At 60.1% G+C, this 23983-nt stretch carries 19 protein-coding genes; 8 read left to right on the forward strand and 11 right to left on the reverse strand.

Annotation, left to right across the window (positions count from 1 at the left end; genetic code table 11):
• The first annotated feature begins 132 nt into the window (after window positions 1-132).
• Together AC1DH9_RS06085 and AC1DH9_RS06090 are read left to right on the forward strand one after the other, a co-directional pair.
• Complete coding sequence (locus AC1DH9_RS06085; protein ID WP_427538863.1) at window positions 133-654, forward strand: BRO-N domain-containing protein; 522 nt, start codon at window positions 133-135, stop codon at window positions 652-654.
• A gap of 293 nt (window positions 655-947) precedes the next feature.
• Entirely contained in the window at window positions 948-2543 is a 1596-nt protein-coding gene (locus AC1DH9_RS06090) for a YifB family Mg chelatase-like AAA ATPase (RefSeq protein WP_477807931.1), read from the forward strand.
• Between the two features lie 6 nt (window positions 2544-2549).
• Here the strand turns inward: AC1DH9_RS06090 and AC1DH9_RS06095 are convergent, their stop codons facing one another.
• From AC1DH9_RS06095 to AC1DH9_RS06105, 3 genes are all read right to left on the reverse strand, one after another.
• Window positions 2550-3764, reverse strand: a complete 1215-nt coding sequence (locus tag AC1DH9_RS06095) for an aldose 1-epimerase family protein (protein ID WP_427538902.1) — start codon at window positions 3762-3764, stop codon at window positions 2550-2552.
• A 149-nt stretch (window positions 3765-3913) separates the two neighbouring features.
• On the reverse strand, window positions 3914-5890 hold the full coding sequence (locus tag AC1DH9_RS06100; protein ID WP_477807924.1) for a methyl-accepting chemotaxis protein: 1977 nt from the start codon (window positions 5888-5890) through the stop codon (window positions 3914-3916).
• A gap of 190 nt (window positions 5891-6080) precedes the next feature.
• Window positions 6081-7001 carry a LysR substrate-binding domain-containing protein gene (locus AC1DH9_RS06105; RefSeq protein ID WP_427538908.1) on the reverse strand — a complete coding sequence of 307 codons (921 nt, stop codon included), beginning with the start codon at window positions 6999-7001 and terminating at the stop codon, window positions 6081-6083.
• A 158-nt stretch (window positions 7002-7159) separates the two neighbouring features.
• On the opposite strand from AC1DH9_RS06105, the gene AC1DH9_RS06110 reads away from it, so the two are divergent.
• Complete coding sequence (locus AC1DH9_RS06110; protein WP_477807925.1) at window positions 7160-8557, forward strand: NorM family multidrug efflux MATE transporter; 1398 nt, start codon at window positions 7160-7162, stop codon at window positions 8555-8557.
• A 134-nt stretch (window positions 8558-8691) separates the two neighbouring features.
• On the opposite strand, the gene AC1DH9_RS06115 is transcribed toward AC1DH9_RS06110, so the two are convergent.
• Window positions 8692-10362 carry a putative bifunctional diguanylate cyclase/phosphodiesterase gene (locus AC1DH9_RS06115; RefSeq protein ID WP_477807926.1) on the reverse strand — a complete coding sequence of 557 codons (1671 nt, stop codon included), beginning with the start codon at window positions 10360-10362 and terminating at the stop codon, window positions 8692-8694.
• Window positions 10363-10630: 268 nt separating this feature from the next.
• On the opposite strand from AC1DH9_RS06115, the gene rep reads away from it, so the two are divergent.
• On the forward strand, window positions 10631-12640 hold the full coding sequence (rep, locus tag AC1DH9_RS06120; protein WP_477807927.1) for a DNA helicase Rep: 2010 nt from the start codon (window positions 10631-10633) through the stop codon (window positions 12638-12640).
• Between the two features lie 58 nt (window positions 12641-12698).
• Window positions 12699-13271 (forward strand): xanthine phosphoribosyltransferase, encoded by a 573-nt coding sequence (locus AC1DH9_RS06125; RefSeq protein WP_054594631.1) that lies wholly within the window; start codon window positions 12699-12701, stop codon window positions 13269-13271.
• A gap of 129 nt (window positions 13272-13400) precedes the next feature.
• Here AC1DH9_RS06125 and AC1DH9_RS06130 read toward each other — a convergent pair whose 3' ends face one another.
• The 5 genes from AC1DH9_RS06130 to dadA all read right to left on the reverse strand — a co-directional run bounded on the left by AC1DH9_RS06130 (window position 13401) and on the right by dadA (window position 19147).
• Window positions 13401-15323, reverse strand: coding sequence for an acetyl-CoA hydrolase/transferase C-terminal domain-containing protein (locus AC1DH9_RS06130; protein ID WP_477807928.1), 1923 nt, complete (start codon window positions 15321-15323; stop codon window positions 13401-13403).
• A gap of 353 nt (window positions 15324-15676) precedes the next feature.
• Entirely contained in the window at window positions 15677-16225 is a 549-nt protein-coding gene (locus tag AC1DH9_RS06135) for a cupin domain-containing protein (protein ID WP_019694258.1), read from the reverse strand.
• 127 nt (window positions 16226-16352) lie between these two features.
• A complete protein-coding gene (alr, locus tag AC1DH9_RS06140) occupies window positions 16353-17426 on the reverse strand; it encodes an alanine racemase (RefSeq protein WP_427538919.1) in 1074 nt (357 codons plus the stop codon).
• Window positions 17427-17517: 91 nt separating this feature from the next.
• Window positions 17518-17871: a RidA family protein gene (locus AC1DH9_RS06145; protein ID WP_477807929.1), complete on the reverse strand. Its 354-nt coding sequence runs from the start codon at window positions 17869-17871 to the stop codon at window positions 17518-17520.
• Window positions 17843-19147, reverse strand: coding sequence for a D-amino acid dehydrogenase (dadA, locus tag AC1DH9_RS06150; RefSeq protein ID WP_427529615.1), 1305 nt, complete (start codon window positions 19145-19147; stop codon window positions 17843-17845). The genes AC1DH9_RS06145 and dadA overlap by 29 nt, the downstream gene beginning before the upstream one ends.
• A gap of 156 nt (window positions 19148-19303) precedes the next feature.
• Here dadA and AC1DH9_RS06155 point away from each other — a divergent pair, with 156 nt between their 5' ends.
• Entirely contained in the window at window positions 19304-19792 is a 489-nt protein-coding gene (locus tag AC1DH9_RS06155) for an Lrp/AsnC ligand binding domain-containing protein (RefSeq protein ID WP_003206849.1), read from the forward strand.
• A gap of 168 nt (window positions 19793-19960) precedes the next feature.
• Here AC1DH9_RS06155 and AC1DH9_RS06160 read toward each other — a convergent pair whose 3' ends face one another.
• Entirely contained in the window at window positions 19961-20314 is a 354-nt protein-coding gene (locus AC1DH9_RS06160) for a YkgJ family cysteine cluster protein (RefSeq protein WP_145014159.1), read from the reverse strand.
• Window positions 20315-20463: 149 nt separating this feature from the next.
• On the opposite strand from AC1DH9_RS06160, the gene AC1DH9_RS06165 reads away from it, so the two are divergent.
• A complete protein-coding gene (locus tag AC1DH9_RS06165; RefSeq protein WP_477807930.1) occupies window positions 20464-21777 on the forward strand; it encodes an NAD(P)/FAD-dependent oxidoreductase in 1314 nt (437 codons plus the stop codon).
• Window positions 21778-21920: 143 nt separating this feature from the next.
• On the opposite strand, the gene AC1DH9_RS06170 is transcribed toward AC1DH9_RS06165, so the two are convergent.
• Window positions 21921-22166: a DUF1127 domain-containing protein gene (locus tag AC1DH9_RS06170; protein WP_427538927.1), complete on the reverse strand. Its 246-nt coding sequence runs from the start codon at window positions 22164-22166 to the stop codon at window positions 21921-21923.
• A gap of 178 nt (window positions 22167-22344) precedes the next feature.
• On the opposite strand from AC1DH9_RS06170, the gene AC1DH9_RS06175 reads away from it, so the two are divergent.
• Window positions 22345-23775 carry an aminotransferase-like domain-containing protein gene (locus AC1DH9_RS06175; protein WP_427538930.1) on the forward strand — a complete coding sequence of 477 codons (1431 nt, stop codon included), beginning with the start codon at window positions 22345-22347 and terminating at the stop codon, window positions 23773-23775.
• The last annotated feature ends 208 nt before the right edge of the window (window positions 23776-23983 follow it).

A 23983-nucleotide genomic window follows, 5' to 3' on the forward strand; every position in this document is an offset into this window, starting at 1 on the left:
GCTGTGTGTGGGAGATCTTCGGGTCTGCCGGTATTCGCTTGCACCGGTTCGCCAACCCGCGCACAGCTGCCACCCTTATTGTTTGGCGACGATCAGTGGCAGTTTCCCTCAAGCGAACTTGGGTACTGCACCATGGATGAAAATTATCTGATCCCTCACATCTTCACCCGCCACAAACTCCACCTCCACGCCCTGCTGCTGGAAAACCAGCCTTGGTTCAGTGCCCGCGACCTCGGTCGATTGCTTCGGCTGTTCCTCGACGAACGCGCGCTACGCAAACTCGATCCTGATCAATACCAAACCGCGACAATGCACATCCACGGCTGCATCGAACATACGTTGCTGATCAGCGAATCCGGCGTTTACGCGCTGCTGGTTTATCACTACTGCCCCGAATACCGGGGCCTACGGGAATGGCTGACCCACGACGTGGTTCCAGCCCTTAGAGACGCCCAGCAACCTGCCACAGCCGAACGCCCGATACTGAGCCTGCTGAACTGGCCGGAAATGTCGCTGAGCTTGCTGCACTGGAACAACCAGCCGTGGATCCGGCTGCAGGATGTTTCACATATGTTGCCGGAGGGGGAACGACCACGAAGTATGGTCAATGCCCCGTGGTGGAAACGCGCTTCACGGGTGGTTCAGTCGCTTTAATGAACATCTGGGTGGCTCGCCGCCTAAATGGCTAATGCCAGTCAGTTACGAGATTCAGGGCGCGGCGTAAGACCTGTAGCAGCTGCCGAAGGCTGCGTTCGAGTGTGCAGCACTCGTAGATCCTGCTTGCACGGTTAATCTGAAAGACCGCATAGCGAGATTTTACGACTGCTTCGCAGCCGAACRCAGCCTTCGGCAGCTGCTACGGATCGCGTTACGGCTTAACTGACAGGCATCAGTCTAAATGGCGGTTTTTTCGTTCTCGCACTCTATACATCGACATCCGCAACATCCTGCGAAGGTTTCGCTCCTCAGCCGCCGCGCTAAACCACTACGTCGCAACTACCCTTCAAAAAAACCGCAGGAAGCGGTTCTCGTCAGCTCAAGGAATGATCATGTCTCTGGCCATCGTCCATAGCCGCGCCCAGATCGGTGTGGAAGCGCCCGCCGTTACCGTAGAAGTCCATTTGGCCAACGGCCTGCCATCGCTGACGATGGTGGGGTTGCCGGAAGCAGCGGTGAAGGAAAGCAAGGATCGGGTGCGCAGTGCGATCATCAATTCCGGGCTGCAATTTCCGGCGCGACGTATCACCTTGAATCTCGCCCCGGCCGATTTACCGAAGGACGGCGGGCGCTTCGATCTGGCGATCGCCTTGGGGATTCTGGCTGCCAGTGTGCAGGTGCCGACTTTGACGCTGGATGACGTCGAGTGTCTGGGTGAGTTGGCGCTGTCAGGCGAAGTGCGGGCGGTCCGTGGTGTGTTGCCGGCGGCACTGGCGGCGCGCAAGGCTGGACGATCGCTGATGGTGCCGCGGGCAAATGCCGAGGAAGCGTGCCTGGCGTCAGGACTGAAGGTCATTGCGGTGGATCATCTGCTGGAGGCGGTCGCGCACTTCAATGGCCACACACCCGTAGAACCGTTTGTTTCCAATGGCTTGCTCTATGCCAGCAAACCTTATCCGGACTTGAATGAAGTGCAGGGCCAGATCGCGGCCAAACGTGCATTGCTGATTGCTGCTGCGGGGGCTCATAACCTGTTGTTCAGCGGGCCACCGGGGACGGGGAAAACCCTTCTGGCGAGTCGTTTGCCCGGGCTGCTGCCGCCACTGGCCGAGAGTGAAGCGCTGGAAGTCGCGGCGATTCAATCGGTCGCCAGTTGTGTGCCGTTGAGCCATTGGCCGCAACGACCTTTCCGCCAGCCACACCATTCGGCGTCCGGCCCGGCACTGGTGGGCGGAGGCTCAAAACCGCAGCCCGGCGAAATCACCCTCGCCCACCACGGCGTCCTGTTCCTCGATGAGCTGCCGGAGTTTGATCGCAAGGTGCTGGAGGTGCTGAGAGAACCGCTGGAATCGGGGTGCATCGTGATTTCCCGGGCCCGTGACCGCGTGCGTTTTCCTGCGCGCTTTCAACTGGTGGCCGCCATGAATCCGTGCCCCTGTGGATATCTTGGCGAGCCGAGCGGCCGTTGTTGCTGCTCACCGGACCAGATCCAGCGTTATCGCAACAAACTGTCGGGGCCACTGCTGGACCGTATTGATCTGCACCTGACGGTTGCCCGCGAAGTCACAGCGTTGAATCCGGCAGCAAAACCCGGCGATGACACCGTAACCGCCGCTGCTCTGGTCGCGGACGCAAGGGAGCGACAATACAAACGCCAAGGCTGCGCCAATGCTTTCCTCGATTTACCCGGCCTGCGCCGACACTGCACGTTATCCACAACCGACGAACACTGGTTGGAATCCGCGTGCGAGCGATTGACCTTGTCGCTACGAGCGGCACACCGACTGCTCAAGGTAGCGCGCACCCTGGCGGACCTTGAACAAGTCGATGGCATCACCCGCGAGCATCTGGCCGAAGCGCTGCAGTATCGACCGAGCGCAAACTAGTCGAGCTTATTCCTTGGTGAGATCCACCAACGGTGTTTGCCTCACCTCAGTCTCTCGTCCAGCCTGAATCTCACTCACCTGCGCCAACGCTTTATCCACAGCCACCTTATCCGCCAGCAAGCTGTAGCTGATCTGGAACTGTTTCTGCTCCTTGGCCGCAATCGTCGGCACCAGGTTCAGTGGCCGCTGATACCGGCGGTTGTAGGAAAAACTCGTCCCCGGCTCCAGCCCCGTGACATAGCCCTGGCCTTGGGTATCGGTGTTTTTCCACAGGGAGAACACTGGCAATTGCTTGGTATTGAAGCCAACCGACACCCCGAGGCTGCCCGCCTTGTTGTGCAGCACGGTCAGCGTGTCGCCCTTGGTATCGGCATACGGCACGACGTTGTAGACGGTTTCGTCGTAGTCCTTGGTCGGCGCGCGGTAGGTTTGCCAGTCGGGCAAATCCCCTTTGGCCTTGTCGTTGAACGGTGACACCTGTTTCACCGGCGCAGCGAAGCGGGCGCCCTGCTCCAGGAATGGAGTGCTGAAGTTGCTGTGGTAGAGCGCCTGGTATTCCTTCGGATAGTCGCCGTTGTTGGTCAGGGTGTCGTTGAGGGCGAAGCGTACGCTGCCGGGTTCGGTGACCAGTTCGGTGCTCACCGAGAAGTCGACTTTCTTGAACGCCTGCTCTTTCAACTCACCGCGCAGGCTGATGGCGTAAGGCGGTTTTTCATCGATGTGCAGCGTGACTTTACTGGCTGGAATGTTCGCGGCGCGACCATGCAGGGTCAGCAGTTCGCCGTTGTCCATGCCGGGGTGGCCAACCCATTCGTAGCCACAGCGGGTGACCAGTTCATTGAAGCCTTCGAGCCAGCCCAATCCGCCACGCCCGTTGAGTTCGATAAAGGACGGATTGACCACGTCCTTGACCGGCGAATCCCACCCCATACGCACATTGCCTACCGATGCCTGCAGGACGTTCATCCCACGGGTCGGCACCACCGAGAGTTTCATCGTGCCGTTATCAATGTCAACAATGCTGACGCCCTCCTGCCGACCGCCGTGCAGGGTGCGCAGGGTCACGGAGAACGGTTTGTCGGTCTTCACACCGAGCTGTTGGCTGGTGATTTGCTGGTTCTGGGCAGCCTTGTCGGTATCGAGCAGCACGTAATCCCAGGCCATGACGTGGGAGGCAGCGGTCATTGCGCCGAGAGTGACGAGCAGTTTGAGCGGGGTCATGGGGAAAACCTTTCTTGGAGTTGTGCCGTTTTTATAGCGCTGATGAAACGTTTCAGCAAGCATAAAAACAGCGCAACTCCCGCAAACCTCAGTCGCCGGATTCAATCGCCAACAACAGGCTTGCCAGCGATGGCAATTCCAGAGGTACCTCAGCGAAAACGATCAACCTCATGCCGCAAATCCGCCGCCAGTTTCTCCAGCTCCTTGGCGGTGATCGCCAGGTTCGACACCACTTCACGCTGCTCGCTGTTGGCCATGGCGATGCTTTGCAGGTTGCTGCTAAGCAAGGTCGCGGTGCTGCTCTGCTCCTGGGTGGCGGTGGTGATCGCAGCAAATTGCTGGCCGGCCGAGCGGCTTTGTTCGTCGATCCGTGCCAGCGCCGACGCAACATTGGCGTTGCGTGTCAGGCCTTCGCGCATCAGCAGGTTGCCTTGCTCCATGGTGCTGATGGCGTTGCCGGTTTCCTGCTGGATGCTTTGGATCATCCCGGAAATCTCGTCAGTCGCTTCGCGAGTGCGCGAGGCCAGGTTGCGCACTTCGTCTGCCACCACCGCAAAACCACGGCCCTGTTCGCCGGCACGCGCGGCTTCGATGGCGGCGTTGAGCGCCAGTAAATTGGTTTGATCGGCAATCGCAGTAATCACCCCGACAATGCCGCCAATTTCCTGGGAGCGCTGACCCAGAGTGTTGATCACCGTCGCGGTGCTATTGAGAGCACTGGCAATCTGCTCAAGGGAAGAAGAGGCTTCTTCCATCGAGGTACGACCGATCCGCGTTTGCTGGGCGTTTTCCTGAGCCAGACGCTCGGTGTTGCCCATGTTGTCAGCGATGTTCAGCGAGGTCGCACTGAACTCTTCCACAGCGCCGGCCATGCTGGTGATTTCACCGGACTGCTGTTCCATCCCTTCATACGCACCGCCCGATAACCCGGACAATGCCTGGGCGCGACTGTTGACCTCCTCCGAGGCCTTGCGGATGTGCTCGACCATGGTCGATAGAGCCTGGCTCATCTGATTGAAGCTGCGCGCCAGTTGACCGATTTCATCCTGGCTCGACACGTTCAAACGCACGCTCAGATCACCCGCGCCCAAGGCTTCGGCCTGCCGCACCAGATCACCCAGCGGTGCCAGTTTGCTGCGCAACAGCCAGACTGCCGCGCCCACTGCCAGCAGCATCGCCAGCAGGCTGCCAATGGCCAGGCGGATACCGACGCTCCAGGTCACTGCGCGGATTTCGCTTTTCGGCATGCTCGCCACCACTGACCATGGCCCACCCTCGAACGGCACCGCAACGCTGTAGAAGTCTTCGGACTTGTCGCTCCAGAACGCGCCCTGCCCCGGCGTCCTGGCTAAACTGGCGATGGTCGAAGTCGCCTGGTCCAGCGCCTGCACGCCGGCCGGCGGCACCAGCCATTTGTTTTGCTCATCGAGCAGCGCCAGCGAACCGCTCTGGCCGATGCGGAAGCGTTTGAGGTTGTCGAACTGCGYGCTCTGCGCGTCGGTGTAATCAAATCCTACGAACAACACCGCGATCACCTTGCCACTGCTGTCGCGTACGGGGGTGTACTGCGTCATGTAGGAACGATCGAACAGCAAGGCCCGGCCGACATAGCTCTGCCCCGTCATCAGCCGCTGATAGGCCGGGTGCGCATGGTCGAGCAGCGTGCCAATGGCGCGGGTGCCGTCCTGCTTGCTCAACGAGGTGCTGACCCGAATGAAGTCCTCGCCACTGCGCACGAACAACGTCGCCACGCCGGCAGTCATTTGCTTGAACTCATCGACCTTGTCGAAGTTGTTGTTCAACACTTCGTTGCCCAGATGCAGGCCCGGTGTCTGCACGCCCGCCACCGTCACCGGCTGCTCAGGGTGCACGCTCAAACCGCCGCTGAAACGCTTTTCAAACAACCCGCTCAGGCGCTGGGTGCTTTCGCGCAGGGTGCCGTGGAAAGTGCTCAACTGGTCGGCCAGCAACCGCGCCTCACTGGCCAGATGCTCTTCACGCGTGTCGAGGTTGGCAGAATCCAGCGAGCGCAGGGCGAACACCGTGCTGCCACTGATGACGACCGCGAGGATGACGGCAAGGGCAAGCCCCAATTGTGAGGCGATCCGGGCACGAGGTTGAGACATGACAGCTCCTGGCCGAGGAGCCGGATCATCCTGATCGCGTCGCGTGGCTCGGCAAAATATCCAGTAATAAGGGAAGCACGAAACCTTTCAGAACGAAGGTTCCACTTTCAAGGATTCGGCGGCGCGGATGAATACTTGAGCGACTCACAAGGATATTGCTCATGGCCACCATGGCGGCAGCTAGATCGATTCAGTCGAGGCGCTCGACATCCGGCAACTCCATGGCCTGGACTTCGCCTTGCAGGAAGTCGCTGAGGCGGCGCAAACGTTCACCGCCAGGGCGGGTTTTCGGCCAGACCAGGTAATAATTCAGGCCGCTGGCAACGGCGGTCGGCCACGGTAAACTCAAACGCCCCTGAGCCACATCTTCGGCCACCATCAGCAAGTCGCCCATCGATACCCCATAACCCCGGGCAGCGGCGATCATCCCCAGCTCCAGCGTGTCGAACACCTGCCCGCCCTTGAGCGACACCTGCTCTGACAGGCCCATGCGCTCCAGCCAACTGCGCCAGTCACGTCGATCGGGAGTCGGGTGGAGCAATTCAGTGCTGGCCAGCCGCTCGACATCCCATGGCTGATCATTCAACAGATTTGGTGAGCCGACCGGGATCAGCAGCTCCGGGAAAAGGTAACTGGCTTCCCAGTCCGGTGGAAAATGCCCGTTGCTCAACAACACCGCGCAATCGAACGGTTCGTGATTGAAGTCCACCGAGTCGACGTCCATCCAGGCGCTGGTCAGTTGCACCTCGTTACCTGGCTGCAAATGCCGGAAACGACTGAGTCGCGCCAACAGCCAGCGCATGGTCAGGGTCGAAGGGGCTTTCATGCGCAAGACGTCATCTTCGGCGCGCAAGGTATTGCAGGCCCGCTCCAGCGCACCAAAGCCCTCACGCACACCCGGCAGCAGCAAACGTGCGGCCTCGGTCAGTTGCAAATTGCGTCCGCTGCGCTGAAACAGCCGACAGGCAAAATGCTCCTCCAGCGTACGCACATGTCGGCTGACGGCGCTTTGGGTGATCGACAATTCTTCGGCAGCACGGGTAAACGAACTGTGCCGCGCTGCGGCCTCGAAAGCGCGAAGGGCATACAACGGAGGAAGACGACGAGACATTGGGAAAGCTCCTATAGCGCGACCCCGGAACCTTATCAGAAACTCTCCAGCATGAGTTTTAGTCATGCGAGCAATCGTTTTTATCCCTTTGTGCAAACGCTTGCGAGCGCCGAGAATCAACCCTTCCCGATTTATCTGACTAAACGAGCGTGATGATCATGCAGCATCCAGCACGTACCGAACTCTGGGCCATCCTGCKGCTGGCGGGGCCGCTGATTGCCTCGCAGTTGGCGCACATGCTGATGATCCTCACCGATACCTTGATGATGGCTCGGCTCAGCCCGGAAGCCTTGGCCGGTGGCGGTCTGGGCGCGGCGAGCTATTCGTTCGTATCGATTTTCTGCATTGGCGTGATCGCGGCGGTCGGCACGCTGGTGGCGATCCGGCAGGGTGCTGGCGACATCGAAGGCGCCGCCCGGCTGACCCAGGCCGGGCTTTGGCTGGCGTGGTTGATGGCGCTCGTGGCAGGTCTGCTGCTCTGGAACCTCAAACCGGTGTTGCTGCTGTTCGGCCAGACCGAAAGCAACGTGCACGCGGCCGGCCAGTTCCTGTTGATTCTGCCGTTCGCCCTGCCCGGCTACCTGAGCTTCATGGCCCTGCGCGGTTTTACCAGCGCCATTGGCCGGACAACGCCGGTGATGGTCATCAGCCTCGTCGGGACCGTCGCCAACTTCCTGCTCAACTATGCGTTGATCACCGGCATGTTCGGCCTGCCGAAAATGGGTTTGATGGGGATCGGCCTGGTCACCGCCATCGTCGCCAACTGCATGGCGCTGGGCCTGGCCTGGCATATTCGCCGGCACCCGGCTTACGACGCGTACCCACTGCGCAAGGGCCTGTCACGGCCCAATCGCCAGTACTTGCGCGAGCTGTGGCGTCTGGGCTTGCCGATTGGCGGCACCTACGCGGTAGAGGTCGGTCTGTTTGCGTTTGCCGCGTTGTGCATGGGCACCATGGGCAGTACGCAATTGGCGGCGCATCAGATCGCCCTGCAAATCGTCTCGGTGGCGTTCATGATTCCGGCGGGGCTTTCGTATGCGATCACCATGCGCATCGGCCAGCACTACGGCGCCGGGCAGCTGCTCGATGCGCGCTTGGCCGGGCGGGTCGGGATTGCCTTTGGTGGCGCGGCGATGCTCGGGTTTGCCATGGTCTTCTGGCTGATGCCGAACCAACTGGTGGGACTGTTCCTGGACCATAACGACCCGGCGTTTCGCGAAGTGATCAATCTTGCGGTGAGCCTGTTGATGGTGGCGGCGTGGTTCGAGTTTTTCGACGGCACGCAAACTATCGCCATGGGCTGTATTCGCGGCCTGAAGGACGCCAAGACTACCTTTCTGGTCGGCCTCGCCTGCTATTGGCTGATCGGCGCTCCGGCTGCATGGTTGATGGCTTTCCATCTCCATTGGGGGCCGACGGGTGTTTGGTGGGGTCTGGCACTGGGGCTCGCCTGCTCGGCCGTGAGCCTGACGCTGGCGTTCGAATGGAAGATGAAGCGGATGATCCGGCGTGAGCCGTTGTCACAGCCGGGTTTCGAAGTCGTTCAGACAGACTGAGTTTCCTGTGGGAGCAGCCGGTCGACACTCGACTGCTCGCGATGAAGCCATGCAGGCAACATTGATGCTGACTGATACTCCGCTATCGCGAGCAGGGTCGCTCCCACAAGGGTTCGTGCCAGATGACAGATCGGCTAAACCATCACTTCCAGCGCCGGTTGGCTGGAACCGAACTCCAGATACTCAACCAACTCCGCCAGTGGCAACGGCTTGCTAATCAGGTAACCCTGCACCTGATCACAACCAAAATCACGCAGCAGCTCAAGCTGTTCAAGGGTTTCAACGCCCTCGGCGACCACTTCCAGGTTTAGGTTGTGGGCGAGGTTGATCATCGCGTGGACCAGCTTGCGATTTTCCTCACGCGTCTCCATGCCACCGACAAAGCTTTTGTCGATCTTCAACAAGGCAATCGGCAGGCTGTTGAGGTGCACGAATGACGAAAAACCGGTGCCGAAATCGTCCAGGGAGAAACGCACGCCCAGACGCCCCAAAGCATCCATGGTCTGTTTGACCAGATCGCTGCGGCGCATCACGGCGGTTTCCGTCAGTTCGAATTCCAGCCACTGCGCTTCAACACCGCGCTCGGCAATCAGCCGGCTCAACGTCGACAGCAACTGACTGTCCTGGAACTGCCGGAACGACAGGTTGACCGCCATGTGCAACGGCGGCAGACCGCGTTCGCGCAACGCCTGCATGTCGCGCAAGGCACGGGAAATTACCCAATACCCCAACGGCACGATCAAACCGCTCTGCTCGGCCAATGGCACGAACTCGCTCGGCGGCAGCAGTCCGCGCTCGCCATGGCGCCAGCGCACCAAGGCCYCGAGGCCGACGATTTTCCCGTCGTCGAGGTTCAGCCGCGGCTGGTAATGCAACTCCAGCTCATCGCGACGCAAGGCCCGGCGCAGTTCGCTTTCAAGATCGGCAAGGCTGCGCGCGTTGCGGTTGATGCGTTCATTGAAGATATGAAAGGTGCAGCCTTGGGTGCTTTTGGCCTGCTGCATGGCGATATGCGCGTGCCACATCAGCGGGTCGGCGCCCGCCTGTGCACGTGCGTGGGCGATGCCCAGGCTGCAACCGATCAACAGGCTCTCGCCGTCGACCCAGTAGGGTTCGGCCATGACTTCGGTGATGCGTTCGGCTATCCATTCGGCGCGTTGCGGTGCGCGACGGGTGTCGATGAGCAAGGCGAATTCGTCGCTACCCAAACGCGCCAACTGATCGCCCGCCTCAAGCTGGCTTTTGAGCCGCGAGACCACTTGCAGGATCAGCCGGTCACCGGCCTGGTGGCCGAGGGCGTCGTTGGCGTGTCGAAAGTTGTCGAGGTCGAGGTGCCCCAGCGCCAGGCCACGGCCGTCGTTCTCCGCCAGACGCGCCGCCAGCAGGGTCTGAAACCCCTGGCGGTTGGCAATGCCCGTCAGCGGGTCCTGCTCGGCGAGACGCTGCAGGGTGTTTTCGAGCACGCCGCGCTCACGCACATGGCGCAGGCTGCGGCGCAATGTATCCACATCCAGCGCATCGCGAACCAGCCAGTCGCTGACACCGTCCGGTGGGGTGGACGGTTCATGTTCGAGCAACAGCACCGTCGGCAGGTTGCAACGGCCCGGCTCCGGTTGGAGTGCAGGACTGGTCAACAGGACCGCAGTGCGGTTGTCAGCAAATAGGCTGCTCACCGACTCCCAGGTCGGTGCACTGATCAGCACAGCCGAGCTCCCCATAGGAGCCAGACACTCGCGTAACAACGCTGCCCACGCTGGCTCTTCGGCCAGTAGCAGCAAACGCAAGGGTTCGACAGGCGTAGACAAGCTAGCTCCCTAGACTCTGCAAAAGATGTTGGCGGCGGGCATTATGACGCGCAGATAAACAACGACCAATGATATTGATTATCAAAAACTTCGTTGTACCGCTGTGAATCGAACATTAGTAGTCGCCAATTCAGCACGCATCCTGCGGGAAAGTAACAAAACCGGCAAATTTAGATAGCGTGGTACGTCACAAGTCGGAGAGAGGCGGCAGAATCTGTGCATCCTGTTAAAATGCCCGCCCTTTTCGCAAACGACTCCCTTTTCCGTCATGTCCCGACTCAATCCCCGGCAGCAAGAAGCCGTGAGCTACGTCGGCGGCCCTCTTTTGGTGCTCGCCGGTGCTGGCTCCGGCAAGACCAGTGTTATCACCCGCAAAATCGCCCACCTGATCCAGAGCTGTGGCATTCGCGCCCAGTACATCGTTGCCATGACCTTTACCAACAAGGCCGCGCGCGAGATGAAGGAGCGGGTCGGCACATTGCTCAAGGGTGGTGAAGGACGCGGTCTGACGGTGTGCACGTTCCACAACCTTGGGCTGAACATCATCCGCAAGGAACATGTGCGGCTGGGCTACAAACCCGGTTTCTCGATTTTCGACGAGACCGACGTCAAAGCCCTGATGACCGACATCATGCAAAAGGAATATTCGGGCGACGACGGCGTCGACGAGATCAAGAACATGATCGGCGCCTGGAAGAACGACCTGATCCTGCCGCCTGAAGCCCTGGAAAACGCCCGCAACCCCAAGGAGCAGACCGCCGCCATCGTCTACACCCACTATCAGCGCACGCTCAAGGCGTTCAACGCAGTGGATTTCGACGACCTGATCCTGCTGCCGGTGAAGCTGTTCCAGGAACACGCCGACATTCTCGAAAAGTGGCAGAACAAAGTCCRCTACCTGCTGGTGGACGAATACCAGGACACCAACGCCAGCCAGTACCTGCTGGTGAAATTGCTGATCGGCACCCGAAACCAGTTCACCGTGGTGGGCGACGATGACCAGTCGATCTACGCCTGGCGCGGTGCCCGCCCGGAAAACCTGATGCTGCTCAAGGACGACTACCCGTCCTTGAAAGTGGTGATGCTGGAGCAAAACTACCGCTCCACCAGCCGCATCCTGCGCTGTGCCAACGTGCTGATCTCGAACAATCCCCACGAGTTTGAAAAACAGCTGTGGAGCGAGATGGGCCATGGCGACGAGATCCGGGTGATCCGCTGCCGCAACGAAGACGCCGAAGCCGAGCGCGTGGCCGTGGAAATCCTCAGCCTGCACCTGCGCACCGACCGCCCCTACAGCGATTTCGCAATCCTCTACCGTGGTAACTACCAGGCCAAGCTGATCGAGCTGAAGCTGCAACACCACCAGATTCCGTATCGTCTTTCCGGTGGCAACAGCTTCTTCGGACGTCAGGAAGTCAAAGACCTGATGGCCTACTTCCGCCTGATCGTGAACCCGGATGACGACAACGCCTTCCTGCGGGTGATCAACGTCCCACGCCGGGAAATCGGTTCGACCACGCTGGAGAAGCTCGGTAACTACGCGACCGAACGCAAGATCTCGATGTATGCCGCGACCGATGAAATCGGCMTGGGCGAGCACCTGGACAGCCGCTTCACCGATCGCCTGGCACGCTTCAAGCGCTTCATGGACCGCGTGCGTGAGCAGTGCGCCGGCGAAGACCCGATCTCCGCCCTGCGCAGCATGGTCATGGACATCGACTACGAGAACTGGCTGCGCACCAACAGCTCCAGCGACAAGGCCGCCGACTACCGCATGGGTAACGTCTGGTTCCTGATCGAGGCGCTGAAGAACACCCTGGAAAAAGACGAAGACGGCGAAATGACCGTCGAAGACGCAATCGGCAAGCTGGTCTTGCGCGACATGCTCGAACGCCAGCAGGAAGAGGAAGAAGGCGCCGAAGGCGTGCAGATGATGACCTTGCACGCCTCCAAGGGCCTGGAATTCCCCTACGTGTTCATCATGGGCATGGAAGAGGAAATCCTCCCGCACCGCTCCAGCATCGAAGCCGACACCATCGAAGAAGAACGCCGTTTGGCCTACGTCGGGATTACCCGCGCACGCCAGACCCTGGCGTTCACCTTTGCCGCCAAGCGCAAACAGTACGGCGAAATCATCGACTGCGCGCCGAGCCGTTTCCTCGATGAACTGCCGCCGGACGACCTGGCGTGGGAAGGCAACGACGACACCCCGACCGAAGTCAAAGCCGTACGTGGCAATAGCGCATTGGCGGATATACGCGCGATGTTAAAACGCTAGAATCGGCTACTTTTTCAATCTACTTTCGGCGCCTGTAGCGCCAATAGAGGAAGCTGTTGTGGAAGCACTGCACAAGAAAATTCGCGAAGAAGGCATCGTGCTTTCCGACCAGGTCCTGAAAGTCGACGCCTTTCTGAACCACCAGATCGACCCGCAATTGATGAAGCTGATCGGCGACGAATTCGCCACGCTGTTCAAGGACTCGGGGATCACCAAGATCGTCACCATCGAAGCATCGGGCATCGCTCCGGCGATCATGACCGGTCTGAACCTCGGCGTGCCGGTGATCTTCGCCCGCAAGCACCAGTCCCTGACCCTGACTGAAAACCTGCTGTCGGCGAGCGTTTACTCGTTCACCAAGCAGACCGAAAGCACCGTGGCCATTTCTCCACGTCATCTGACCAGCAGCGACCGCGTGCTGATCATCGACGACTTCCTGGCCAACGGTAAGGCGTCGCAGGCGCTGATCTCGATCATCAAACAGGCCGGTGCCACCGTGGCAGGCCTGGGTATCGTGATCGAGAAGTCGTTCCAGGGCGGCCGCGCCGAGCTGGACGCGCAAGGCTACCGCGTCGAATCCCTGGCCCGGGTCAAATCCCTGGCCGACGGTGTCGTGACCTTTATCGAATAACCCGCTACACCACATATCCCCTGTGGGAGCGAGCCTGCTCGCGATGACGGAGTGTCAGCTGGCATCAATGTTGACTGACACGGCCCTATCGCGAGCAGGCTCGCTCCCACAGTTGTTTTGTGTGAATGGTTAATACGCGGTGGCCTTCAGGCCTGCCAGCAGCAACCGCTGATACACGTCCTCCTTCAATCCCTCAGGCTTCGTCAGTTGCATCCGCTCCAGATGAACCGGGTACTCCGAGGGTTCCGGCGCATCCAGCGCGGCCTTGCCCAGTTCGAGAATTTCGGTGAGTTTGAACTTGCTCTTGAGCCAGTTCAGCGCCCGCAACAAGTCCCGCTCTTCGCTGCTGAAATCACTGCCCAACGGATACTCTGGAAACAACCGGGGGTGCCGCGCAGCAATTGCCTGCAAGCGCTGCGGGCTGTTGTCGGTGAAACGCGGATCGAGGCGAAAATCCTTCGGCAGTTTGCCGGCCTTCTGCGCCTGTTCGATCAAGCCAGGCTGGAAGCGTGAATCGCTGATGTTGAGCAACGCTTCGATCACCTTGGCGTCGGTCTTGCCGCGTAAGTCGGCGATGCCGTATTCGGTGATCACAATGTCGCGCAAGTGCCGGGGGATCGTGCAGTGGCCGTACTCCCAGACCATGTTCGAGCTCACTTCACCGCCCGACTCACGCCAGCTGCGCAGGAKCAGRATCGARCGCGCGCCTTCCAGCGCATGGCCYTGKRCGACGAAGTTGTATTGYCCGCCGACACCGCTGAGCACCTGCCCGCCTTCCAATTGATCAGCGACTCCGGCGCCGAGCAAGGTCATGGTGAATGCGCTGTTGATGAAACGCGCATCCAGGCGCTGCAAGCGCTTGAGCTCTTCCTGGCCGTACAGCTCGTTGATGTAACTGATGGCGGTCATGTTGAATTCAGCGAGCTTGCTGTGGGGTAATTCCCGCAACCGCTGATAGAAACTACGCGGCCCAAGGAAAAAACCACCGTGTATCGAGATGCCGCCCACTTGAGCCGACTCATCCAGGGTCCCGGCATTGGCGTGCTGTTGCAGGGCAACGCTCGGATAAACCTTGCGCCGCACGATCCCGGCATCGGACAACGCCAGCAGACCGTTGACGAACATCTCGCTGCAACCATAAAGCCCCTTGGCAAAAGGCTCCACGCCGCCTTCACGGCTAATCAGCGGTGCCCAGTAATGCGCATCAAGGTCCGTCAACAGCGCACGATAACCGTCGTTATCCGCCTGCCGTGAGAGCAACGCGGCGGTCAGCGCATCGCCCATGGCGCCGATGCCGATTTGCAGGGTGCCACCGTCTCGCACCAGGGTGCTGGCGTGCAGGCCAATGAAGTGATCCTGAAAGCCCACCGGCATGTTCGGCGTGGAAAACAGCGTGCTGCCCTCCTCCTCGTCGATCAGCAAATCGAACGTCTCACGGTCGACTTCCGAGTCTCCCGGCATGTATGGCAGATCCCGGTGGACCTGGCCGAGCAGCAGAATGGTTTCCCCGGCAGCGCGACGCTTGGCGATCATCGGCAACAGGTCGAGGGTGATGTCCGGGTTGCAGCTCAGGCTGAGTCGCTCCGGCTGCTGTGGATCATGGGCCACCAATTGCGCCACCAGGTTCAACCCGGCGGCATTGATGTCCCGGGCGGCGTGGCTGTAGTTGCTGCTGACGTAGTCCTGCTGCGCCGACGCGCTGTGCAGCAAGCTGCCCGGCTGCAGGAAAAACTGCTCGATGTGAATGTTCGCCGGGAGGCTGTCACGGTGCAGGTCGGCGAGAAAATCCAGCTCGGGATAGTCGCCAAACACTCGCTCGACGAAGGGTTCCAGAAAGCGCCGCTGCAAGCCGTCGCCCAATGCCGGACGACCCAGGCTCAACGCGGTGTAGACCGTCAGCTGCCGCTCGGGCAACTGGGCGATGCGCTGATACAGCGCGTTGACGAAGCGGTTGGGTTTACCCAGCCCCAGCGGCAAGCCGAGGTGTATATGCGCTGGCAAACGTGCGAGCACATCATCGACTGCCTGTTCGATTGATACCGACTGCACCATCAGACCCTCCCGACCTGTCCATGAATTGAGGTCGGTTCGAGCTTGCCGCGTCCTGATCGCGATGACCAGTCTCGAGGTCAAATCCCGGGTACAAAAAAGCCGCTCGCAAGCGGCTTTTTCACTGAAGACGGGGCTTATTTCAGGCCGGACATCTTCTGGATCATTTTCATAATTAGATTCACGCGTACACCCTCAATGGTGGCTAGTCACGCCCACGGCCACGGTTTCGCAGGCGGGCGCAAGTATAGCGGTTAGCCCGCCACACTGAAACAACCCTAAAGTCCAAGGGGTATTAAGTCGTGGCGAAATACAGCATGGGGCGACTCGCAAAACCTTGCCGGACGCCTCTTTTCCTAGAAATTCGCCGGTGTGGCTGCGCTGATTAGTCGCGCAGGCGCATCAAACGGATTACGGAAACGGTGCGGTTTGGTGCTTTCGAAATAGTAGCTGTCCCCGGCCTCGAGCACGAATGTCTCGAGCCCGACCACCAACTCCAGCCGACCTTCGAGCAGAATCCCGGTTTCCTCGCCCTCATGGGTGAGCATCTCTTCACCGGTATCGGCGCCTGGCGGGTAGATCTCGTTGAGGAACGCGATAGCACGGCTCGGATGGGCCTTGCCGACCAGTTTCATGGTTACGGCGCCATCGGAGATATCGATCAGCTCATTGGCCTTGTAGACGATCTGCGTCGGTTTTTCCTGAAGAATTTCTTCGGAAAAGAACTCGACCATGGACATGGGGATGCCGCCAAGTACCTTCCTCAGCGAACTGATCGAAGGGCTGACGCTGTTTTTCTCGATCATTGAAATGGTGCTATTGGTAACGCCTGCCCGCTTGGCGAGCTCTCGCTGGGATAGACCTTTCAATTTACGGATCGATTGCAGTCGTTCACCGACGTCCAATGCATTAGCCTCCCAGGATTCAGATTGTGTGGATAGTGAGCGTTATCATGGCGACAGCGTTCAGTATTTACAACACTTGGGTCTGAATCCTGTTTGGCAAAGCGACTTCCGGTCTCGACTGCCTGCCTCAGCTCCCGGAATAGAGCCGTGGCACGCGCCGCAGGTTGCAGAAGATCTGGTAGGGAATGGTCCCGGCAGCCATGGCGACGTCGCTGGCGAGGATGTTTTTACCCCACAACTCGACGGTAGAACCAAGGCCGGCCTGCGGCACATCGGTCAAATCGATGCAGAGCATGTCCATCGACACCCGTCCCAACAGCTGGCTGCGCTGCCCGGCCACCAATACCGGCGTGCCGGTAGGCGCCTGACGCGGATAACCGTCGGCATAGCCCATGGCGACCACGCCGATGCGCATCGGCTTCTGGGTGATGAACTTCGCCCCATAGCCCACCGGTTCACCGGCCGGCAGTTCGCGCACGCTGATGACTTTCGATTCCAGGGTCATCACCGGCTGCAGGCGCGCCGCCACCGGATTGGCTTCTTCGAAAGGTGTCGCGCCATAAAGCATGATGCCCGGACGAACCCAATCGCTCGGCACCTGCGGCCAGCCCAGCACCGCCGGCGAGTTACACAAGCTGACCTGCGCCGACAAGCCCTGGCGCGCCGCTTCAAACACCGCAACCTGCTCCGCCGCGCTGCTGCTATGCAGTTCGTCGGCACGCGCAAAGTGGCTCATCAGCACGATCTTCGAGACCTTGCCGCTGGCCAGCAAGCGTTGATACGCCGCCTGATAATCCGTGGGATGCAGGCCAACCCGGTGCATGCCCGAATCAAGCTTGAGCCAGACCGCGATCGGCTTGCTCAACACGGCTTTCTCGAGCGCTTCAAGTTGCCACAGCGAATGCACCACGCACCAGAAATCATGCTCAACGATCAGCGACAGCTCATCGGCTTCGAAAAAGCCTTCGAGCAGAAGGACCGGCGCACGAATACCGGCGGCGCGCAGTTCCAGGGCTTCTTCGATACAGGCCACGGCAAAACCATCCGCCTCGGCCTCCAGTGCCTGGGCACAGCGCACCGCGCCATGGCCATAGGCATCGGCCTTGATCACCGCGAGGGCACGCGCGCCCGAGACTTCACGGGCCAGTTGATAGTTATGACGCAGGGCTTGAAGATCGATCAGGGCACGGGCAGGACGCATGGCGGCAGACTTCTAGGCGGTCATGAGGAAGAAAAAACCGGCGCTGACTGACGGCGTGAACCGCCAGCAGCACCGGGAGAGGGATCTTTGCTTAAGGCAGAGCAGCCACTACAGACAACTCAACCAGGATTTCCGGTTCGCACAGCTTGGCTTCGACCGTCGCAYGGGCCGGCGCGACGTTCTTTGGCAACCAAGTGTCCCAGACACTGTTCATGCCCTCGAAATGGRCATCGATGTCTTTCAGGTAAATCGTCACCGACAGCAGTTTGGTCTTGTCGGTCCCGGCCAGATCCAGCAAACGCTCGATGTTGGCGAGGGTTTCACGGGTCTGCTGTTCAATCCCGGCACTCATGTCGTCGCCGACTTGCCCGGCCAGATACACGGTACCGTTGTGGACAACGATCTGGCTCATGCGCTCATTGGTGAGCTGGCGCTGGATTGACATGCTTTTCAGACTCCTTTGGGGTGTTGCCATAACGGGAAATATCGAGGCCTTCGGCACTGATCTGCGGCGTTTTCTTCGCCATCAAGTCGGCCAGCAAGCGGCCGGAGCCACACGCCATAGTCCAGCCAAGTGTGCCATGACCGGTGTTCAGGAACAGGTTCTTGAACGGAGTGGCACCAACAATCGGCGTGCCGTCCGGAGTGGTCGGACGCAGGCCGGTCCAGAAACTCGCCTCGGCCAGGTCGCCGCCCTGAGGATAAAGATCGTTGACGATCATCTCCAGCGTTTCACGTCGACGCGGGTTCAGCGACAGGTCAAAACCGGCTATCTCAGCCATGCCGCCGACACGAATCCGGGTGTCGAAACGGGTGATCGCAACCTTGTAGGTCTCGTCGAGAATAGTCGATGTCGGGGCCATCGCCGGATTTGTGATCGGCACGGTCAGCGAGTAGCCCTTGAGCGGGTACACCGGGGCCTTGATGCCCAACGGCTTGAGCAACTGCGGCGAGTAGCTGCCGAGCGCCAATACATAGCGGTCGGCGGTTTCCAGCTTGCCGTCGATCCATACGCCGTTGATCCGGTCACCGGCGTAGTCGAGGCGCTGAATGTCCTGGTCAAAGCGGAATTCCACGCCCAATTTCACGGCCATTTCGGCCAGGCGCGTGGTGAAGATCTGGCAGTCGCCGGTCTGGTCGTTCGGCAGGCGCAAGGCACCGGCGAGGATATCAGTCACGCTGGCCAGCGCCGGTTCGACCCGGGCAATGCCGGCGCGGTCGAGCAGTTCAAAGGGCACGCCGGACTCTTTCAGGACCGCGATGTCTTTTGCCGCGCCATCGAGCTGCGCCTGAGTGCGGAATAATTGAGTGGTCCCCAGGGTGCGGCCTTCGTAGGCAATGCCGGTTTCAGCACGCAGCTCATCGAGGCAGTCACGGCTGTACTCGGACAGACGGACCATACGCTCCTTGTTCACCGCATAACGGCTGGCGGTGCAGTTGCGCAGCATCTGCGCCATCCACAGGTATTGGTCGATATCGGCGGTGGCCTTGATCGCCAGCGGTGCGTGGCGTTGCAGCAGCCATTTGATAGCTTTGAGCGGCACACCCGGCGCGGCCCACGGCGAGGCATAACCCGGCGAGACCTGGCCGGCGTTGGCGAAACTGGTTTCCATGGCAGCCGCCGGCTGACGGTCTACAACCGTAACTTCAAACCCGGCCCGAGCCAGATAGTAGGCACTGGCGGTACCGATGACGCCGCTACCCAAGACCAGAACGCGCATTTTCGTATCCCTCATCGCGGCTTACCGCTGACGTTTGTTGTTCAAATCACAGATGTGCGCAGTGTAAAAAACATTTGCCAGTGCTTTTCACTATATAAGCGCCTATATTTGGCGACAATTCTCGGCAAAATCCCTTTTTACGGAGGCGCATCCCCTATGCGGACCAATACTCAGACCAAGCGTGAGCTGGACAAGATCGACCGTAATATCCTGCGCATCCTTCAGGCAGACGGGCGGATTTCGTTTACCGAGCTAGGGGAAAAAGTCGGGTTGTCGACCACACCCTGCACCGAGCGGGTGCGACGCCTGGAGCGTGAAGGGATCATCATGGGCTACAACGCCCGGCTCAACCCGCAGCACCTCAAGGGCAGCCTGCTGGTGTTCGTCGAGATCAGCCTCGACTACAAGTCTGGCGATACCTTTGAAGAGTTCCGACGCGCCGTGCTGAAACTGCCACACGTACTGGAATGCCACCTGGTGTCAGGGGACTTCGACTACCTGGTGAAGGCGCGGATTTCCGAGATGGCCTCGTACCGCAAACTGCTGGGCGACATCCTGCTCAAATTGCCTCACGTGCGTGAGTCCAAGAGCTATATCGTGATGGAAGAAGTGAAAGAGAGCCTGAACCTGCCGATTCCGGATTGAGGTCAGATCTGAGGAAATGGTCGTCTAGACGGACGCCATCGCGAGCAGGCTCGCTCCCACAGTAGATTTTCAGTGGGCACTGTTTTGTGTACGGCAAGGCCCMAATGTGGGAGCGAGCCTGCTCGCGATTGCAGTCGACTCGGTCGATCTGAAATGAACACAGCATTACTAAACCAGCACCTGCCGGGTGCTGGCCATGTATTCATGGATCTGCTTCTCGACCCGAGGGTGAATCAACTCCACCGGGCGGCGACCGTTGGGGCATGGCAAGGTCTTCGTGGTGCCGAACAGCCGACAGATCAACGGCCGCTCGTCATACACCGTGCAGCCATCGGGGCCCAGGTGCACGCAGTTCAGTTCGTCCATCGCAGCGTCCTGCTCGGCCCTGGTCTTACGCGGCAGGCGCGACATTTCTTCTGGCGAAGTGGTTACCGGACCACAGCAGTCATGGCAGCCGGGCACGCACTCGAACGAGGGGATTTGCTGGCGAAGAGCGCGGATTTTCTGACTGTTGCAGCTCATCGAAGCGAGTACCGGGAAAGTGAACACGGTGGGATTTTGCCCTAAAAGCCTCGCGCCAGACAGCATTAGCCGACCAGTGTTGCCCACCCCGAAAGGCCCGGCTTATGCTCCGTAAAATTTACTAAACACACGAAACCCGGATGACGCACATGAACGCCCGTGTTCAGCAACCTGCCCCGAACAACCGGCACACCGCTTCTTACTATGCCGCCAGCAGCCTGCCGCTGCCCGATTATCCGGCGCTCAAAGGTGAACTGCTGGCGGACGTGTGCGTGGTGGGCGGCGGGTTTTCCGGGCTGAACACCGCAATCGAGCTGGCTGAACGCGGCCTCAGCGTGGTGCTGCTCGAAGCGCGCAAGATCGGCTGGGGCGCCAGCGGGCGCAACGGCGGACAGCTGATTCGCGGCGTCGGTCATGGCCTCGATCAGTTTACCGAGGTGATCGGCACCGACGGCGTCCGTCAGATGAAGCTCATGGGCCTGGAAGCGGTGGAAATCGTCCGGCAACGGATTGCGCATTTTCAGATCGCCTGCGACCTGACCTGGGGTTACTGCGACCTGGCCAACAAACCTCGCGACCTTGAAGGTTTCGCCGAGGACGCGGCCGAACTGCGCAGCCTCGGCTATCGATATGAAACCSGGTTGCTGCAAGCCCATGAAATGCACAGTGTGGTCGGTTCCGATCGCTATGTCGGTGGCTTGATCGACATGGGTTCCGGGCATCTGCACCCGCTGAACCTGGCCTTGGGCGAAGCTGCCGCGGCGCAGCAACTGGGCGTGAAACTGTTCGAACAATCGGCCGTGACCCGCATCGACTATGGCAGCGAGGTCAAGGTCCACACCGCGCAAGGCTCGGTCCGCGCCAGGACTCTGGTGCTGGGCTGCAACGCCTACCTCAACAACCTGAACCCCGAGCTCAGCGGCAAAGTGCTGCCCGCCGGCAGTTACATCATCGCCACCGAACCCCTGAGCGAAACTCAAGCCCACGCATTACTGCCGCAGAACATGGCGGTCTGCGACCAGCGAGTGGCGCTGGACTACTACCGGCTCTCGGCGGATCGGCGCTTGCTGTTCGGCGGCGCCTGCCACTATTCCGGTCGCGATCCGTCGGACATCGCCGCCTATATGCGACCGAAGATGCTCGACGTCTTCCCGCAACTGGCCGGCGTGAAGATCGACTATCAATGGGGCGGGATGATCGGCATCGGCGCCAACCGCCTTCCTCAGATCGGCCGGCTCAAGGACCAGCCGAATGTGTATTACGCCCAGGCCTATTCCGGCCATGGGCTGAACGCCACCCACCTGGCCGGCAAGCTGCTGGCCGAAGCCATCAGCGGCCAGCAAGGTGGGGGGTTCGATCTGTTCGCCAAGGTGCCGCACATTACCTTTCCGGGCGGGAAGTATTTGCGGTCGCCGTTATTGGCGCTGGGGATGTTGTGGCATCGGATGAAAGAGTTGGCCTGAAAGCTGGCCTGCGTTCTTACCGGCCTCATCGCGAGCAGGCTCGCTCCCACAGGTATCTACAGTGAACACACATTTTGTGAGCACCAGTGATCAATTGTGGGAGCGAGCCTGCTCGCGATTCGATCGAGAGGGCGCCATCACACTCAGATCCGCCAAAAGGGTTTGAGCCCCTCCTCCCGCGCCTCTGCACGACTCAACCCCACATCGCGTAACTGCTCGGGCGAAAGCTCAAGCAAGGACTTGCGCGTGTGCAGACGATGCCAGAACAGTCCCCAGCGACCGAGGCCGGACGGGGCATTGCGCATCGTTGACGCGCGCATGCCCTTTTCCTGCCCAGCCTCCAGTTCCCGACTGTGTAACGTCAGCCGCACATCGCTCAAGCCGTTCATTTTGATTGCTCCTGTTTACTTGGATCGCCAGAGACTCCATGATGCGCGGACCGGCAAAACCGTTACAGATTCAAAGGATGTGTATTACCTCAATACAGATTTACCGTTTTAGCGACTGAATCCTGTATTTTTGCCAAATCTGTACTGGTCCACTGAATCTATTCACCGAGACTGAACCATGACCCTTTACGTCAACCTCGCCGAATTACTCGGCACACGTATCGAACAGGGCTTCTACCGTCCGGGTGACCGACTTCCGTCAGTACGGGCACTGAGCGTCGAGCACGGAGTCAGCCTGAGCACGGTGCAGCAGGCTTATCGGGTGCTGGAAGACAGTGGTCTGGCAATGCCGAAGCCGAAATCCGGCTACTTCGTTCCGGCCGGGCGCGAGCTGCCGGAGTTGCCGGTCGTTGGCCGCCCGGCCCAGCGCCCGGTGGACATTTCCCAGTGGGATCAGGTGCTGGAGCTGATTCGCGCCGTCCCGCGCAAGGACGTCGTGCAGCTCGGTCGCGGCATGCCGGACGTCAGCACGCCGACCATGAAGCCTCTGCTACGAGGGCTGGCACGGATCAGCCGGCGGCAGGACATGCCCGGCCTGTATTACGACAACATCTACGGCACCCTCGAACTGCGCGAACAGATTGCGCGCCTGATGCTCGACTCCGGCTGTCAGCTGAGCGCCAACGACCTGGTGATCACCACCGGCTGTCACGAAGCGCTGTCCACCAGCATTCGCGCGATCTGCGAGCCGGGCGACATCGTGGCCGTCGATTCGCCGAGCTTTCACGGCGCCATGCAGACCCTCAAGGGGCTGGGCATGAAAGCCCTGGAGATTCCCACCGACCCGATTACCGGGATCAGTCTCGAGGCGCTGGAACTGGCGCTGGAACAGTGGCCGATCAAAGCCATACAGTTGACCCCCAACTGCAACAACCCACTGGGCTACATCATGCCGGAGGCACGCAAGCGGGCGCTGCTGACCCTGGCACAGCGCTTCGACGTGGCGATCATCGAAGACGATGTGTATGGCGAACTGGCCTACACCTACCCTCGTCCCCGCACGATCAAGTCCTTCGACGAAGACGGCCGTGTCCTGCTGTGCAGCTCGTTTTCCAAGACCCTGGCACCGGGGCTGCGCATCGGCTGGGTCGCGCCGGGCCGGTATCTGGAGCGGGTGCTGCACATGAAATACATCAGCACCGGCTCCACCGCCCCGCAGCCACAAATTGCGATTGCCGAATTCCTCAAGGGCGGGCACTTCGAACCGCATTTGCGGCGGATGCGCACGCAATACCAGCGCAATCGCGACTTGATGCTCGACTGGGTCAGCCGCTACTTTCCCGCCGGCACCCGTGCCAGCCGTCCGCAAGGCAGCTTCATGCTGTGGATCGAACTGCCGGAAGGTTTCGACACCTTGAAACTGAATCGTGCGCTGATCGACCAAGGCGTACAGATTGCTGTCGGTAGCATTTTTTCCGCCTCGGGCAAGTACCGCAATTGCCTGCGCATGAACTACTCGGCCAAACCGACACCGCAGATTGAAGAGGCTGTGCGCAAGGTCGGCGCGGCAGCGATCAAGCTACTGGCAGAGCATCACGAGGACAAATGACGCAATCAATCGACGCTTGAGCATTCACGGAGCATTGCCAAATGCCGTGCCATACTCCGGGTCCTGCCCATTCGCGGAAACTCCGATTTGCGCTCCAGACAAGCCCTGCTTTTTCTGCTGCTCGTCTCGCTACTGAGCGGCTGCACCTCTCTCGCCGTGCACCACAAGCCGAGCCAGACGCTGCCAGCGGTGGACTCCTCCTTCGGGC

It is taken from the genome of Pseudomonas sp. 05T35 (assembly GCF_056396605.1).